This window comes from Bacteroides sp. MSK.20.82, from assembly GCF_019052485.1.
Lineage (GTDB): Bacteria > Bacteroidota > Bacteroidia > Bacteroidales > Bacteroidaceae > Bacteroides > Bacteroides thetaiotaomicron.
The window spans coordinates 178,084-193,710 of record NZ_JAHQUN010000004.1; the positions used below are offsets into that span (position 1 = coordinate 178,084).

The 15,627-nt window shown below is 42.8% G+C and carries 14 protein-coding genes; 6 read left to right on the forward strand and 8 right to left on the reverse strand.

What is annotated here, in order from left to right:
• The first annotated feature begins 591 nt into the window (after positions 1–591).
• From KTR07_RS06550 to KTR07_RS06575, 6 genes are all read left to right on the forward strand, one after another.
• Positions 592–1,101, forward strand: coding sequence for a hypothetical protein (locus KTR07_RS06550; protein ID WP_008761477.1), 510 nt, complete (start codon positions 592–594; stop codon positions 1,099–1,101).
• 14 nt (positions 1,102–1,115) lie between these two features.
• Entirely contained in the window at positions 1,116–2,051 is a 936-nt protein-coding gene (locus KTR07_RS06555; protein ID WP_008765638.1) for a DUF362 domain-containing protein, read from the forward strand.
• Positions 2,052–2,057: 6 nt separating this feature from the next.
• The gene (locus tag KTR07_RS06560; protein ID WP_008765637.1) at positions 2,058–3,623 is read left to right on the forward strand and encodes a 4Fe-4S binding protein; all 1,566 of its coding nucleotides are present in this window, start codon (positions 2,058–2,060) and stop codon (positions 3,621–3,623) included.
• Positions 3,624–3,751: 128 nt separating this feature from the next.
• Positions 3,752–4,558, forward strand: coding sequence for a patatin-like phospholipase family protein (locus tag KTR07_RS06565; protein WP_008761475.1), 807 nt, complete (start codon positions 3,752–3,754; stop codon positions 4,556–4,558).
• 51 nt (positions 4,559–4,609) lie between these two features.
• Complete coding sequence (locus tag KTR07_RS06570; RefSeq protein WP_008765636.1) at positions 4,610–6,307, forward strand: alpha-amylase family protein; 1,698 nt, start codon at positions 4,610–4,612, stop codon at positions 6,305–6,307.
• Positions 6,308–6,502: 195 nt separating this feature from the next.
• Positions 6,503–6,979, forward strand: a complete 477-nt coding sequence (locus tag KTR07_RS06575) for a PepSY-like domain-containing protein (protein WP_008761473.1) — start codon at positions 6,503–6,505, stop codon at positions 6,977–6,979.
• 61 nt (positions 6,980–7,040) lie between these two features.
• Here the strand turns inward: KTR07_RS06575 and KTR07_RS06580 are convergent, their stop codons facing one another.
• From KTR07_RS06580 to KTR07_RS06615, 8 genes are all read right to left on the reverse strand, one after another.
• A complete protein-coding gene (locus KTR07_RS06580; RefSeq protein ID WP_008765635.1) occupies positions 7,041–9,053 on the reverse strand; it encodes an alpha amylase C-terminal domain-containing protein in 2,013 nt (670 codons plus the stop codon).
• 18 nt (positions 9,054–9,071) lie between these two features.
• Positions 9,072–9,518 carry a YhcH/YjgK/YiaL family protein gene (locus tag KTR07_RS06585; RefSeq protein ID WP_008761472.1) on the reverse strand — a complete coding sequence of 149 codons (447 nt, stop codon included), beginning with the start codon at positions 9,516–9,518 and terminating at the stop codon, positions 9,072–9,074.
• Between the two features lie 52 nt (positions 9,519–9,570).
• Entirely contained in the window at positions 9,571–10,245 is a 675-nt protein-coding gene (locus KTR07_RS06590; RefSeq protein WP_172681571.1) for a DUF2461 domain-containing protein, read from the reverse strand.
• A gap of 277 nt (positions 10,246–10,522) precedes the next feature.
• Entirely contained in the window at positions 10,523–11,119 is a 597-nt protein-coding gene (locus tag KTR07_RS06595) for an aminotransferase class IV family protein (protein ID WP_118214396.1), read from the reverse strand.
• A complete protein-coding gene (locus KTR07_RS06600) occupies positions 11,103–12,095 on the reverse strand; it encodes an aminodeoxychorismate synthase component I (protein WP_008765632.1) in 993 nt (330 codons plus the stop codon). The genes KTR07_RS06595 and KTR07_RS06600 overlap by 17 nt, the downstream gene beginning before the upstream one ends.
• A gap of 119 nt (positions 12,096–12,214) precedes the next feature.
• A complete protein-coding gene (locus KTR07_RS06605; protein ID WP_008761468.1) occupies positions 12,215–12,949 on the reverse strand; it encodes a tetratricopeptide repeat protein in 735 nt (244 codons plus the stop codon).
• Positions 12,950–13,169: 220 nt separating this feature from the next.
• Complete coding sequence (locus KTR07_RS06610; RefSeq protein WP_117578608.1) at positions 13,170–14,252, reverse strand: trypsin-like peptidase domain-containing protein; 1,083 nt, start codon at positions 14,250–14,252, stop codon at positions 13,170–13,172.
• An 11-nt stretch (positions 14,253–14,263) separates the two neighbouring features.
• Complete coding sequence (locus KTR07_RS06615) at positions 14,264–15,598, reverse strand: hypothetical protein (protein WP_008765629.1); 1,335 nt, start codon at positions 15,596–15,598, stop codon at positions 14,264–14,266.
• Positions 15,599–15,627 lie beyond the last annotated feature (29 nt).

Below are 15,627 nucleotides of genomic sequence, written 5' to 3' on the forward strand. Positions count from 1 at the left end.
CAATAATAAACCTATAAAACCGTAACCAATGAAAAGAAGTCTGTCTTTCAACATACCTGCTGTAATGTATCACATGAACGGTAACATACAGTCAAGATTGATCAGTCCGTAAGGAAAGTACAATATTACAACAAGACATATCTATTTCCCTATAACAAATAAGATATGAGTCATCAGTATACAAGCTGAAGGCTGCGACTTCCAATGGAAATCGCAGCCTTTTTTGTTGCCAAATTTCAGCACAGAAAGCCATAAACGGGATTACATCGTTTATAATAAACTCAGATACCGTTTTACTAAAACTATCACAAAGTTTATTATAAACACAAACACCGATGATTCATAAATCATACATTTTTTTCATTGTCACCGGAAGGAGAAATCCACTGTTCCGGTTCACGCACTTCAATGAATAAACAAAAAGCGATAAAATAATACGTTTCATTGAAAATTTGTACTACTTTTGTAAACATCAAAGCCCAATCATGATTTGACCGGCCAAGAAATTATGAGACCGATTAAACTTTTTCAAACGAGAATAGTCTAATCTTTAAGATATCATCAATCTAAACATTAAAGTCATCAATGAAAATGGAAACATCCGCCAAACTCTATTCGCTGAATTACAGCAATGTGAAAACTTACCTGTTCGCCCTGTTATTCGTAGCAGGCAACATCGCACTTCCACAACTGTGCCACCTCGTTCCTTACGGTGGACCGACTTTATTACCAATTTACTTTTTTACCTTAATTGCCGCTTATAAATACGGCTTTCGGGTAGGATTGCTGACAGCTGTTCTTTCTCCTGTCATCAATCATGTCTTGTTTGCCATGCCATCCGAAGCCGTTCTCCCGATTATACTGATAAAATCAACCTTGCTTGCCGGTGCTTCCGCCCTTGCTGCGCGTACCGTGAAAACCGTTTCTTTGTTAGCCGTCCTTGGAGTAATTCTCTCCTATCAACTCATAGGAACCGCTTTTGAATGGATGATCGAGGGAGATTTCTATATCGCAGTACAAGACTTCCGTATCGGCATTCCGGGTATGCTCATTCAATGGTTTGGCGGATACGCCCTGCTAAAGGCAATTGCAAAACTCTAAACTAAAAAAGAAAGATGGACAGAAGGGATTTTTTTAAGACAGTAGCTATTACTGGTGCCGCCATGACTATACAGCGTTCAGAGGCGATGGAAATACTGACTCAGACAATCAATAAAGCAAATGGTGACAAACCGGACCTGGTGGCCGTCATGGGCGGTGAACCGGAAGCCATGTTCCGTCGTGCTATCAGCGAGCTGGGCGGTATGAAGCAATTCATCAAACCCGGACAGAAAGTAGTGGTAAAGCCCAATATCGGATGGGATAAAGTACCCGAACTGGCAGGAAACACGAATCCGAAACTGATCACGGAAATCATCAAACAATGTTTTGCCGCCGGAGCCAAAGAGGTCACCGTATTCGACCATACCTGCGACGATTGGCAGAAGTGCTACAAAAACAGCGGTATCGAAGCGGCCGCGAAAGAAGCCGGAGCCAAAGTTATGCCGGCCCACCTGGAATCTTACTACAAACCCGTTGATCTGCCAAAGGGACAAAAGATGAAGAAGGCGAAAATACATGAAGCCATCCTGAATTGTGATGTATGGATTAACGTCCCTATCCTGAAGAATCACGGAGGCGCCAACCTGACTATCTCCATGAAAAACCATATGGGTATCGTCTGGGACCGCGGCTTTTTCCACCAGAATGACTTGCAGCAATGCATTGCGGACATCTGCACACTGGAAAAGAAAGCAGTGCTTAACGTCGTAGACGCCTACCGTATCATGAAGACCAACGGACCGCGAGGTCGTTCCGCTTCGGACGTGGTGCTGGCAAAAGGTCTCTTTATTTCACCGGATATTGTAGCCGTAGATACAGCCGCAGCCAAATTCTTCAATCAGATACGCGAAATGCCGCTGGACACCGTAGGTCACCTTGCCAAAGGAGAAGCACTGAAAGTAGGAACGATGGACATCGACAAACTGAATGTCAAGCGAATTAAGATGTAAACCACCATGTTAAGAAAGATACGTATCGGAATATCAGTCGTCCTTTTTGCACTGATTACTTTTTATTTTCTCGATTTTGCTAATATTCTGCCGAACAGTTTTCATCGATTGGCACATATACAGTTTGTCCCTGCCGTGCTATCTCTCAGCATAGGCATACTGATTGTGCTGATTGCGTTAACCCTGTTGTTCGGACGTATCTATTGCTCTACCATCTGTCCGATGGGAATATGGCAGGATGTTATAGCACGCATTTCAAAGTCTGTGGGAAAGAAGAAAAAAAGATATCGGTACAGTCCTGCAAAGAATATGCTGAGATGGACCGTGCTCGGAGTGACTGTAATTGCCTCCGTATGCGGCTTCTCAGTGGTATTGGGATTGCTGGACCCGTATAGCGCATACGGACGCATTGTAGTACATATCTTCAAACCGGTGTATATGCTGGGAAACAACCTGCTGGAATCCGTATTTTCCAGATTCGACAACTACACGTTTTATCAGGTAGACACCTCGGTATTAAGCCTTTCTTCCCTTCTTATAGCGATACTGACCTTTGCCGCCATTCTTATATTAGCATGGAAACATGGACGCACGTGGTGTAATACCATTTGTCCGGTAGGTACGGTATTAGGATTTTTGAGCCGTTACTCTTTGTTCAAAGTCCGTATCGATACCGCAAAATGTAATGGTTGCGGACTTTGCGCTACCAAATGCAAAGCTGCCTGCATCCACAGCAAAGAACACGCTATTGACTATAGCCGCTGTGTAGACTGTTTCGACTGTCTCGGTGCCTGCAAACAGAAAGCGCTGGTTTACGCCCCTGCTTCAAAGGGACAACAACGTTCTTCCGCTACAGAAAAACAACCGGTGGCAACAGAATCATCTTCCGTTGCTGCAGATTCTTCCAAACGTCGTTTTCTGCTTGCCGGACTGGCTACTGCCGGAGCAGCTCCCACGCTTCTTACAAAGGCGCAAGAATCCATTGCGACGATGGAAGGCAAAAAGGCATACAAAAAAGAAAATCCGATTACTCCTCCGGGATCTGTCAGCCAGAAGCGTTTCCAGCAACATTGTACATCATGCCATCTTTGTGTCAGCAAATGCCCGTCGCATGTACTGAAACCCGCTTTCATGGAATACGGTCTGGGAGGTGTGATGCAGCCAACGGTCAGTTTCGAAAAAGGATTCTGTAATTTCGACTGTACCGTATGCAGCGATGTCTGTCCCAACGGTGCCATCCCTCCGTTGACGGTAGAACAGAAACATCTCACTCAGATGGGCTATGTCGTCTTTATAGAAGAAAATTGCATTGTCCTCACTGACGGAACCAGTTGCGGAGCCTGTTCAGAGCATTGTCCTACGCAAGCCATTGCTATGGTACCCTACAAAGACGGACTGACTCTTCCCCACGTCAATACAGAGATCTGTGTCGGATGTGGCGGCTGCGAATACGTCTGCCCTGCCCGCCCGTTCCGTGCCGTATATATCGAAGGAAACCCTGTGCAGAAAGAAGCGAAACCTTTCAAAGAATCAGAAGAACATAAAGTTGAGATAGACGATTTCGGATTCTAGCAGCATCAGCCCCAAATATGGATAGCTTTCAGAGGATTGTATACAATTCAAAAAAACTATCCATTATATTCCTCCTACTTTCAATAAATTCACTAAATTCGTGGCGAACTAAAAAAAGAAAGTAACTCATGGAGGTATTCACAAATAACTGGAATAGCCGTAAATATCAGATAGGCTATGCTTTAAGCGGAGGATTTATTAAAGGATTTGCGCATTTGGGGGTGATGCAGGCTCTGCTGGAGCATGATATCAAACCGGACATTATCTCCGGAGTAAGTGCCGGTGCGCTTGCCGGAGTTTTTTATGCCGACGGAAATGAACCTCACCAAGTGATTGAATACTTCTCCGGCCATAAGTTTCAGGACCTGACAAAGTTAGTCATCCCCAAGAAAGGACTATTTGATCTCTGCGAATTTATTGACTTTCTCCATACCAATCTGAAGGCCAAGAATCTGGAAGAGTTGCAAATCCCCTTAATCATCACGGCTACCGATCTGGACCACGGACGTATGGTTCATTTCCACCGTGGCTCCATAGCCGAACGTGTGGCTGCTTCCTGCTGTATGCCTGTCATGTTTGCTCCGGTCAATATCGACGGAACCAATTACGTAGATGGCGGATTAATGATGAACCTTCCGGTCTCCACCCTTCGCAGAATATGCGACAAGGTGGTAGCCGTCAACGTAAGTCCCATCATGGCGCAAGACTATAAAATGAATATCGTAAGCATTGCCATGCGCTCCTTCCACTTTATGTTCCGTGCCAATACTTTCCCCGAAAGAGAAAAATGTGACTTGCTGATCGAGCCATACAACCTCTATGGATACAGCAACACCGAACTGGAAAAAGCAGAAGAAATCTTCGAGCAAGGTTATAAGATAGCCAATGACTTACTTGACCAGACACTGGCGGAAAAAGGGAAAATATGGAAGTAACTCCTTACTTTTCCCGAAAATATTTATAATATGAAATAAAATCTACTCTATATGAACAACGAAAATAAAATGATTATCTATCAGGTGTTTACACGCCTGTTCGGAAACAATAACAACCATTGTGTCTATAATGGAGACATTACCGCCAACGGATGTGGTAAAATGGCCGACTTCACCCTCAAGGCACTTGGAGAAATCAGGAAACTGGGTGCTACCCATATCTGGTATACAGGCATTATCGAGCATGCAACGGAGACGGATTACCGTCGCTTCAACATACGTCCCGACCACCCCGCCATCGTGAAAGGCAAAGCGGGCTCTCCCTACGCCATCAAGGATTATTATGATGTAGATCCGGACTTGGCAACCGATGTGCCGGAACGAATGAAGGAGTTCGAGAATCTGGTACATCGCACTCACCGTTCCGGACTGAAAGTTATTATAGATTTTGTCCCCAACCATGTAGCACGCCAGTATCACTCGGATGCACAACCGGACGGCACTACCGAACTGGGAGCAAACGATGACCCGAACTACGCTTTCAGCCCGTACAACAATTTCTACTATATACCGCAATCCGAGTTGCGTGCCCAGTTCGATATGAAAGAAGGTGCAGCAGAGCCTTACCATGAATATCCGGCCAAAGCGACAGGTAACAACCGTTTTGACGCTACACCGAACATCAACGACTGGTACGAAACCATCAAGCTGAACTATGGAGTAGATTATCTGAATGGCGGCACTTGCCATTTCTCCCCGACTCCGGATACCTGGATAAAGATGCTGGACATTCTTTTATTCTGGGCCTCAAAAGGTATCGACGGTTTCCGCTGCGATATGGCGGAAATGGTTCCTGTAGAATTTTGGGAATGGGCTATTCCACAAGTAAAGGAAGCACATCCGGAAATCCTTTTCATTGCCGAGGTCTATAATCCCAACGAATACCGCAATTACCTCTTCCGTGGGAAATTTGACTATCTATATGATAAGGTCGGTTTATACGATACACTCCGCAATGTAGCTTGCGGCTACGAATCCGCGGCATCCATCACCCACTGTTGGCAAAGTCTGAACGGAATAGAAAAACAAATGCTGAACTTCCTGGAAAACCATGACGAACAGCGCATCGCTTCCGATTTCTTTGCAGGAGATCCACGTAAAGGAATCCCTGCTCTGATCGTTTCTGCTTGTATGAACACCAATCCTATGATGATTTATTTTGGTCAGGAGTTTGGAGAACTGGGAATGGACAGCGAAGGTTTCAGCGGAAGAGACGGACGGACTACGATATTCGATTACTGGAGCGTGGATACTATTCGTCGCTGGCGCAATGGCGGTAAGTTTGACGGCAAAATGCTGACCGAAGAGCATAAACGCCTGTACAGCATTTACCAAAGAGTACTTACGCTATGTAATGAAGAGACATCCATCGCCAAAGGAGTATTCTTCGACCTGATGTACGCCAATAAAAACGGATGGCGTTTCGACGAACATAAGCAATATACTTTTATGCGAAAGTATAAGAATGAATTGCTGTTCATCATCGTCAATTTCGATAGCCAACTGGTTGATGTAGCAATCAACGTACCTTCTCACGCGTTTGATTTCTTACAGATACCACAAATGGAAAAATATCAGGCTACAGACTTATTGACCGGTGCCAAAGAGGAAATCTGTTTATTGCCTTATAAAGCCACTGAGGTTTCCGTTGGGGCCTATAATGGGAAGATTCTGAAGATTACATTCTGATCTGCTCCGATTGAAGGCAAATGATAAATCAATAGTATCTTAACTCTCCTCCTTCCCGAAGGGAGGGGAATTGATGATACTATTGACTTTTTAGGCAGCCCCAATGGAGATACTACTGATTTATTCCCCCCAACTGAAAACAAAAATTCTCAAAGGCTGTTTAGTTAGATAAATAATTTCCTAAACCAGAACCTTATGAAGAAAATTAGTTTTTTGGCAGTCATATTATTATTGTCTGTATCTGCCTTCGCAATCTTACCTCCCGGCAATATACAGGCTGCCTTCAAAAAGATGTACCCCAAAGCCAACGGTATAGCATGGTCGCAGGATGATGGCTATTATTGCGCTAACTTTGTCATGAATGGATTCACTAAAAACGTCTGGTTCAATACGCAGGCTCAATGGCAAATGACACAGACGGACCTTGTCAGTCTCGACCGGGTGACACCTACCGTATACAATGCCTTTGTATCCGGTCCTTATGCCAGTTGGGTAGTAAATGATGTAACCATGGTGGAGTTTCCTAAATGGCAGGCAATCATCGTCATTAAGGTAGGACAAGATAATGTAGATATCAAATACCAGCTCTTTTATTCCCCGCAAGGAATGTTGTTAAAAACCCGCAATGTCAGTTATATGTACGACATTCTCGGTCCGGGAACATTCTTATAAAAAAAGCCCTTGCCAAACATTAAATGCTCGGCAAGGGCTTTCTTATTTTTTATTCCCTGAGTTATTTCTTCTTTCTCAAAACAACAGCTGTACGTGCAGGAATATAGAGTTTCAGCCACTCTTTCTTTTCCTTCTTATACAACGGATCGGCAATCGTGAAATGAACTACTGAATCATCTGCAAGACCATTTCCGCCAAATGCAACATTATCCGTATTCAAGATTACTTCATAAGCTCCCGGACTAACGAGGAAACCATAATCTACAAAAGACTGTTTCGGATTGAAGTTAAATACAAATATCAGATCCTTACGTCCATAAGCCAATACCTGATCACCATCATTATGCCAGATCTCCTGAACCGGAGTCGCCTGGAAATCTTTCACACTCTTGATCACTTTCAGCATCTCAGCATCAAAGTCCCCCATATAGTGATAAGCCAGATTCTTGTTATCTACCAGATCCCACTGACGACGGGCATATTTACAAGACCATCCATTACCTTCACGCGGAAAATCGATCCATTCGGGATGCCCGAACTCATTACCCATAAAGTTCAGATAACCGCCATTGATCGTCGAAGATGTCAGCAAGCGGATCATCTTATGTAAAGCGATTCCGCGATTGACTACATAATTCTCATCGCCTTTCTGCATATGCCAATACATATCTGCATCAATCAGACGGAAAATAATAGTCTTGTCTCCTACCAATGCCTGATCATGACTTTCCGCATAAGAGATCGTCTTTTCATCCTGTCGACGGTTGGTTACTTCCCAGAACATACTGGAAGGCTTCCAGTCCTCGTCAATCTTTTCCTTGATAGTCTTGATCCAGTAATCAGGGATGTTCATAGCCATACGGTAATCAAATCCGTAACCGCCATCTTCTACTTTGGCCGCAAGTCCCGGCATACCGGAAACTTCTTCAGCAATAGAGATAGCCTTCGGATTGACCTGATGAATCAACTCATTCGCCAATGTCAGGTAGCAAATGGCATTGCCGTCCTGATGACCATTGAAGTAATCTCCATAATTACAGAATGCTTCTCCCAACCCGTGGCTATAATACAACATAGAGGTCACACCGTCAAAACGGAATCCGTCAAACTTATATTCTTCCAGCCAGTATTTACAGTTGGACAATAAGAAATGGATCACTTCATTTTTACCATAATCAAAGCATAGTGAATCCCATGCCGGATGCTCACGACGAGGAGCCGGATAGAAATACTGGTTCGGATCACCGGCAAAGTTGCCCAAACCTTCCACTTCGTTTTTCACCGCATGAGAATGGACAATATCCATAATAACGGCAATCCCCATCTCATGAGCAGCATCAATCAGCGCTTTCAGTTCGTCAGGCGTACCAAAGCGGGAGGAAGCAGCAAAGAAACTGGATACATGATAGCCAAAACTACCATAATAAGGATGCTCCTGAATGGCCATAATCTGAATACAGTTATAGCCTTCCTGTGCTATGCGTGGAAGTGTTTTTTCGCGGAATTCATTGTATGTGCCTACTTTTTCCTCCTGTTGTGCCATTCCAATATGACATTCATAGATCAACAAAGGATTCGTAGTAGGCTTAAATGTCTTTTTCTTGAATTTATATGGCTTTTCCGGTGCCCAGACTTGTGCGCTGAATATCTTGGTCTGCTCGTCCTGCACCACACGTGTAGCCCATGCAGGAATGCGTTCACCTTGTCCGCCATCCCAATACACATTCAACTTATATAAGTCTCCGTGCTGAATGGCATCTGCCGGAAGATTGATTTCCCAATTACCGTTTTTCAGTTTTTTCAGCTTATAAGCAGCTTTCTCTTCCCAGTTGTTGAATGTACCTACCATATAAATATGAGTAGCATTCGGTGCCCATTCGCGGAACGTCCATCCTTTGGGAGTACGGTGCAGACCAAAATAAAGATAGCCTGATGCAAAGTCCGAAAGAGTTTGTTTTCCTTTATTGGTCAACTCGGCTTCCTTGTTCAGTGCATACTGGTGACGACCGGTAATGGCATCTGCGAAAGGTTCCAGCCAGGGATCGTTTTTGATAATGTTGAGTGTCTCTTTCATATCAGAATTGAATTAGGTTTATGCTTTTACTTTTACGATCACTTTCTTCACTCCATCAGGAGTAATGCCGGGAGCATGTCCGTCTTGCGGGAAGAAGATGGCAAACATTCCCGGTTTCACAGCTACATATGTCTCTGCCAGTCCTTCGAAGAAAGTAATATCTTTTTCGACATTATAAGGAGCGTCGGCAGGCACACAATCTTTGGCAGCAGTATACCCCATCACTTCTGTTCCCGACAATGGGATCTGAATATCAATAAATTCATTATGCGTTTCCAATTTCGCCTCTTCCTTAGTCTTAGGCTTTGTCTGTGCGATATTCACTAGCAGATCTTTTCCTTTCAGTTCAGTCTTGCCTATTTCCATGGCTTGGAGGTCATGAGATTTCAAGAACTCAATAGCTTGTGCAAACAAAGGATTCAAAGACGCGTATTTTTCCAGATTTTCTAAAGTATCTACTACCATATGAGTTTAATTTTTAAGTTTATATTTTTAGGTATTATTTTTAGGTATTATTTTATTCAAAATCATCAATTGTGTAATTGATGAAATCGGCAAATCTCTTGAACTGTCGGAATGCTTTCTCTATCTGCTCCATCGTGTCTGCCCGAGTGAAAAAATCATCGGGAACAAGATAAGAACAGACAAACTGTCTGCACTTCAGATAATCAATATATTTAAAATCTTTCGGGAATCCCTTGGGAGCTGTTTTCATGAAGTCCTCTCCCACTACAGGAAAATATTTTTTGAATTCGGGGTCTTCTACAATGGAGATATACTCTTCCACATTGTCATAAATGGCTTGGCGGACAGCTTTCAGTACATTGGGAGGCAAACACAAGCTTCCTCCGGCAAGCATACTTCCGTCAGGCTGCAGATGCACATAGTATCCGCAATGATCGGACTTCTTGCCTTTGGCATTGATATAACCGCCAAAATGTATCTTATAGGGTGTCTTATCCGCAGAGAAGCGGGTATCCCGATAAATACGATAGGTACAATCTTTGGGCTGGATTCCCCGGATTGTTTCATCGAACAAAGAAATGCGGGCGATTACTGTTGCCAGAAAGTTATCAAACTCGGCACGGGCTACTTCATATTCTGACCGATGCTCATTGAACCACTCACGATTATTATTCGCAGAAAGATCTTTTAAAAACTGAAAGATAACGGGTATGTTCATCTTCATCATTTTCTATTATTACCCTACAAACGTACAAATTTTATTTCATATAAACTACAAAACGCAACAAAAGGACATAAAAAAAGCATCGGCCTGGTAAAACCGATGCTCTAACACATTTATCAAAAAAACAGACTCTTCTGCTTCTGATGTACTCTAAGCTTTCACAAGTGAAGTACAATCTCTTTTAATTAATCTTTATCTAATACTATGAAAAACACATAAATATAACAGATTAAAAAGAGGCTTTGTTCAACGGTTCTGTATATATTTCCGTTAATTTTAGTTATAGAATAAAATATTTTTCATTGACAGGTATGATGAGCCGTTTCCAGTCTATCATCGCATTGAACAACATGATATGGGAGTAATCGCCCAATTGCGCCTGCCGGATATCTTTCTCCACTATGAACCGATTATCCAACAGTTCCGCACGCTTCGTCCCCTGAAGCAAGGGATGAGCCGGAGTATACCATGTATGTCCGTCATACAGCGCTATGTTGGCAATGGAGGTATCAGTCAGATATCCGTCTTTCACTATCAGAATATCGTCTGCCTTCCCTCTCCGGGCAAACAGATCATTCAATTCTTCCCGATTGGTACTCTTGTAACTATAATCAATAGTGTCCGAAGCAACCGGACGCAAGGAAGAAACCATTCTCATTTGATAAGGAGTGTATCCGACCTCTTTGATTTCCTTACCGTACACAATCCGGCACTTCCAGATACCGGACAGAGACGGAGGAGATATAAAGCCGGACAAATCAATGGGAGCCGCTTCTTTCCAAAAGGCGGCACGAGTCCGGTTCATGCGCGCTGTGTGATACGACAGATTATAAACCTGTCCGTCTTCTATGCGAATCGTTTCAATAAATTGGCACATATACTTTTTGTTTCATTTCATGATATTCACTTTCCACTTCACTACGGCAGGTTATTCCGCCTCCGCTCTTAAAATACATTCTGTCGCCTTCCTGCTCCACAAAACGTATCATAACGGCACTATCAAGGCTACTTCCGTCGAAATACCCCATCACACCCGTATAGAATCCTCTCTCATACGTCTCGGCTTCACTGATAATCTGCATCGTCTTTTTCTTGGGAGCACCGGTGATAGAACCGGCAGGCAAGAGTTTGAAAAGAATGTGTCCCAGATTTTCCCGATAATTATCCGGCAAGGTTCCCTGTATTTCAGAACTCGTCTGAAGAATAGTTCCGCGATTCGTCTGCAACTTATCAATATACCTGTATCGGGACACAGATACCCGATCGGCCACTATGCTTAAATCATTGCGGATCAAATCTACGATAGTAGCATGTTCGGCAGCCTCTTTCGGATCATCCATCAGCTGCCGGACAGCCGAAGGCAATGATGCGTCAAGAGTACCTTTCATCGGATAAGAACTGATTTTTCCCTGTTGGATTCTGACAAATATCTCGGGAGAGAAAACTGTGAACTGATCCCTGACCCACAATTTATACATTGCTTTTGAACGGAAGAAAATATCTTTCAGACTAAGGTTCGTCTCTATCGGCGTGCGGCATGTCAGATTGGTCAGAAAGCTGTTTCCGGCAAATATATTCCGTTGAACGATATCAAATGACCGACGGTAACTATCGAAAGATTCGGGATAAGAATTCCAGTGGACAGGTTCTTCAAAACAAGAAAGCACATCCTTCGATGAAGATTGGTTGGTAAACCCATTCAGGTTATATACTACTTCAGAAGGGTCAACAGAGGCAACTTCTTCAATATAAGATGCATCCTGCAAATAATTAATAATAAAAATAAAAGGCCGGCAGGATTGCCCTAAATGGTTTATTTTCCGAATCGTTTCTTCTCTTGTATATAATTGCATAAAGTCTTTCTTTTTGGAAAAGCAAAAGTACGCAAAAAGTAGATCATTCAAAAAAAGAAGCAATAAAAAAGGGTTGCCAAAATGTTCCCCGGCAACCCTTTCTATCTGGAATTGGTAGTTTACTTCATAGCTGCCTGCACTTGAGAAAGCATAGTTTTAGACTTTGTATCTTCCGGAGAAACTTTGGTAGCTTCTTCCAAGTAACCTATAGCTTCTTTAAATCTGCCATCTGCCTTTTCCTTTTCTGCAGCATATTTATCTGCATCAGAGTTTGCCAGAGGAGCAGCCTTTTTCAGGATATTCGCACCGTCGTTATAGCATAAAACGCCCAGGCTATACAAAGCATTGGTTTTATATGTTTTATGATCCAAAGGAATCACTTTCTTAAAGCATTCTTCTGCTTCTTCCGCTTTTCCGGCTTTCTGCGCAGCGATACCTGCTTTCAGGTAGTGGAGACCATAGTTCTTAATCATTGTTTTATTGTCCGGGTCTACTTTCAGACCTTCTTCCAAGGTAGCAACATACTCGTCAGTCTTCTTCATAGCATCCAGTGCCAGCGCTTTACGGGCATAAGCATTACCTATATTGAATTTCTTTTGAATAGCAATATCAAAGAAAGTCACAGCTTCTGCATACTTTTTCACTTCATCTGCAGCCATACCACAGTAATAAGCGATTGCAGAATCCTGGTTATTCGTTTGTTTCAGATACTCGCTGAATTTAGCATAAGCTACGGGATAGTTCTTGGCATTAAAAGCGTCGCTTCCTTCTTTTTTCAATTGGCTAGGGTCAGTTTGAGCGAAAATGTTAGTCACAGTAAGGCAAAATGCAAATAAAAAAATCAATTTCTTCATAACTTTATTGTGTTTTTTAGTTGTTAATCGTCCAAAAGTATAAGTAATAACAGAGAATCGCAACATCATTTTACCTTTTTTGAGCTTTTTGAAACCTATATAACGTTCGTTATTCTTCGTAAAAATAGATTTGCGAGTGTCCGACAGGGAGGAAAAAAGACACTCCTTCCGCCTCAATGATTCAGCGAAAGGAGTGATATTCAAATAGTTTAGTTATTGGTCAGATAGCGTTTTTATTAGCATATTCGGAAAACTCACAGCCAAAAGTATCCACCAGATAATTATCCAGATCATCTGCCTTGAAAGCCAGATGGGTCAGATTCGTCTTGACATTTTCCGAATAATCGGAGAATATATCAGATATATGCACACGATAAGAAAGATAAATCTGATTTCCATCCAGTCCGAAACGATAAGGAGCAATCTCTGTCTGAAGTAAATAGGTCAGCACAGGTTCCAGATTCTTTTTTGGCAGAATATTCAGCGGAGAGGTGGCAAACAAATAAGAACGGTCGTACACAAACATACGTATCTCCGAACTTCCCTTATAGAATTTCCAGCCTTCGTATCCCACACGTGCCAATACCGGATTGATTCCCATCGCTTCAACGGCTTCTTCGCAGAATACAGCCAGATCGGTCAGTCCCCTCTCTTTAAAGATTTCTTCCGGCAACTTGTCACCGCAACAAGGGCAATATTCATCTTCTTCGGAAATGAATTCATCGCAACTATTACACTGCACATTAAAAACAGAGCGGTCCAGACTTTCTATATTCTCCAGTACCTTTTTCAGTGTATCCACAGGGATACCAAATCCCATATTATCCGCATCGGTGATCTTACTGGCGGTAATGGCGATCAATTCACCACGTTCATTGAACATGGGACCTCCGCTATTTCCCGGATTGACCGCAGCATCTGTCTGAATATAATAACTGTTGTTAATCAGCTGTCTGGGAGAAGAAACCGTACCTTCAGTCACTGTGAACGGCATACCAAACGGATAGCCGGCCACGTTTATCTTCTGTCCGATCGCGACTTCTTTCAACTCCGATAACCGGATATCCGGAAGAGCAGAAAAATCCCCTTCCACCGACAGCAAAGCAATATCCAATACGGAATTTACCATAACGACCCTGGCCAGAAACGAATTCTTATCATTATCCTGGATCGCTACCTGACGGAATCCCTCTACTACATGATAATTGGTAACAAACAGATCATATTGTTTCAGATAAAAACAACTGCCGCAGCCACCGGCATGATTCACTTTATAAATGGCATTGTATATATTCTGTTCCATAGTCTTGTTCTTTATTTGTTAGTGTCCTCTTCCGTATTGTTATTGTTGCCATACATACCGGCCATCATCTTTTGCATATTCTCCATAGCAAGTTGCTGCATCTTCTGTATTTGCTCCATATCGATATTCTGCATCGCCTGCTGCATCATTTCCTGTTGCATCTGTTGTAGTTGTGACATGTCGAAGCCCATTATTTCTCCGTCTTCGTCACCACCTTCTTCGTCATCATCTACATCCAGTTCTCCTTCCATGATATTGTCCATCGCTTCATATAATATCGGAGCAGCTTCTTCCCATGACATGGCAGAGGTAGCCTTCATAGCTTTCGCAACTACCGCATTCACATCATTCTGCACATTATTATAATAGTACAATTCATAGAACTTATTAATAATAAGCAAGCAGCAAACGATGAAGTCACCTGATTCCAATGCCGAGCCAGCTTTCTCGTATGTATCTTCAAAGTTATCCTGAATGTTTTTCAGTACGGAACGGCGTCTGTCCGAAATGAAAGTTTCAACAAAGTAAAGATCGGCAGCCAGTTGCTCCTTCGTCATTTCCTGAAGGCGTGTGACAACAGATTTGGTACGGGATACGATCTCCGGCAATGGCATATCCTCGCGTCCGTGATCTGTAATCGCTTTATCAAGATCATTCAGCAGTTGCCCCTGCGGACAGACAAAATAGCATATTTTAAGAAGCGTACTGGATAATATATTCCAGGCATAACCATACTTTCGTTCTGTCTCAAAGTATTTTACAGCGTCCATACATTCCTTGCAGGTCTGCTGAAGAGCTTCGTATACCTTATCTACCGTTTCATCATCGTATGGAGTAATTTTGGGTTCATAAATACGCTCGGCCTTGAACTTAGTCACAAATTCATCATCATATTTATCTCCTATCCGGCAAATTTCCTCAAGCACATAGTATATCTTGTAAGGATTACATAAAGCCACCGGACAATGAAAGTCAAAGAACAACTTATCATTCTGCAAAGAGATACATGCTAATGTCAGTTCTGTCAGATTCAAAGCTGCCACCTGCCGCAGCAAAGGTATCCTTCCCTTTTCCGGCAGCAACAAAAACGGAGCTGTAATATTCAGTTGGTCACCCTCCAGCTTCAGATAGACCATAATGGAACCATGAGGCACAGCAAACTCCGTTCCTTCCGCATTACCAAATTTGCTGCGTAACTCCGGATCAATATAATCCAGCAACAGATAAAAAGACTGTAAGTGCTCTCCCTTTTCAAAAGCATCTGTACTCTTCTCAAAAGCTTCTACATCCACCTTGCTCTGTGTAGAAGCAATGATCGGACTATGAAAACTCAGTGTTTGTTTCATAATTCTAATGTTTGGTTTAACAAATTATT

What these genes read in the sequence shown, in the direction of transcription:
- KTR07_RS06550 (WP_008761477.1), top strand. Translation starts at nt 592, where the DNA reads ATGGAAACATCCGCCAAACTCTATTCGCTGAATTACAGCAATGTGAAA.
- KTR07_RS06555 (WP_008765638.1), top strand. Translation starts at nt 1,116, where the DNA reads ATGGACAGAAGGGATTTTTTTAAGACAGTAGCTATTACTGGTGCCGCC.
- KTR07_RS06560 (WP_008765637.1), top strand. Translation starts at nt 2,058, where the DNA reads ATGTTAAGAAAGATACGTATCGGAATATCAGTCGTCCTTTTTGCACTG.
- KTR07_RS06565 (WP_008761475.1), top strand. Translation starts at nt 3,752, where the DNA reads ATGGAGGTATTCACAAATAACTGGAATAGCCGTAAATATCAGATAGGC.
- KTR07_RS06570 (WP_008765636.1), top strand. Translation starts at nt 4,610, where the DNA reads ATGAACAACGAAAATAAAATGATTATCTATCAGGTGTTTACACGCCTG.
- KTR07_RS06575 (WP_008761473.1), top strand. Translation starts at nt 6,503, where the DNA reads ATGAAGAAAATTAGTTTTTTGGCAGTCATATTATTATTGTCTGTATCT.
- KTR07_RS06580 (WP_008765635.1), bottom strand. Translation starts at nt 9,053, where the DNA reads ATGAAAGAGACACTCAACATTATCAAAAACGATCCCTGGCTGGAACCT.
- KTR07_RS06585 (WP_008761472.1), bottom strand. Translation starts at nt 9,518, where the DNA reads ATGGTAGTAGATACTTTAGAAAATCTGGAAAAATACGCGTCTTTGAAT.
- KTR07_RS06590 (WP_172681571.1), bottom strand. Translation starts at nt 10,245, where the DNA reads ATGATGAAGATGAACATACCCGTTATCTTTCAGTTTTTAAAAGATCTT.
- KTR07_RS06595 (WP_118214396.1), bottom strand. Translation starts at nt 11,119, where the DNA reads ATGTGCCAATTTATTGAAACGATTCGCATAGAAGACGGACAGGTTTAT.
- KTR07_RS06600 (WP_008765632.1), bottom strand. Translation starts at nt 12,095, where the DNA reads ATGCAATTATATACAAGAGAAGAAACGATTCGGAAAATAAACCATTTA.
- KTR07_RS06605 (WP_008761468.1), bottom strand. Translation starts at nt 12,949, where the DNA reads ATGAAGAAATTGATTTTTTTATTTGCATTTTGCCTTACTGTGACTAAC.
- KTR07_RS06610 (WP_117578608.1), bottom strand. Translation starts at nt 14,252, where the DNA reads ATGGAACAGAATATATACAATGCCATTTATAAAGTGAATCATGCCGGT.
- KTR07_RS06615 (WP_008765629.1), bottom strand. Translation starts at nt 15,598, where the DNA reads ATGAAACAAACACTGAGTTTTCATAGTCCGATCATTGCTTCTACACAG.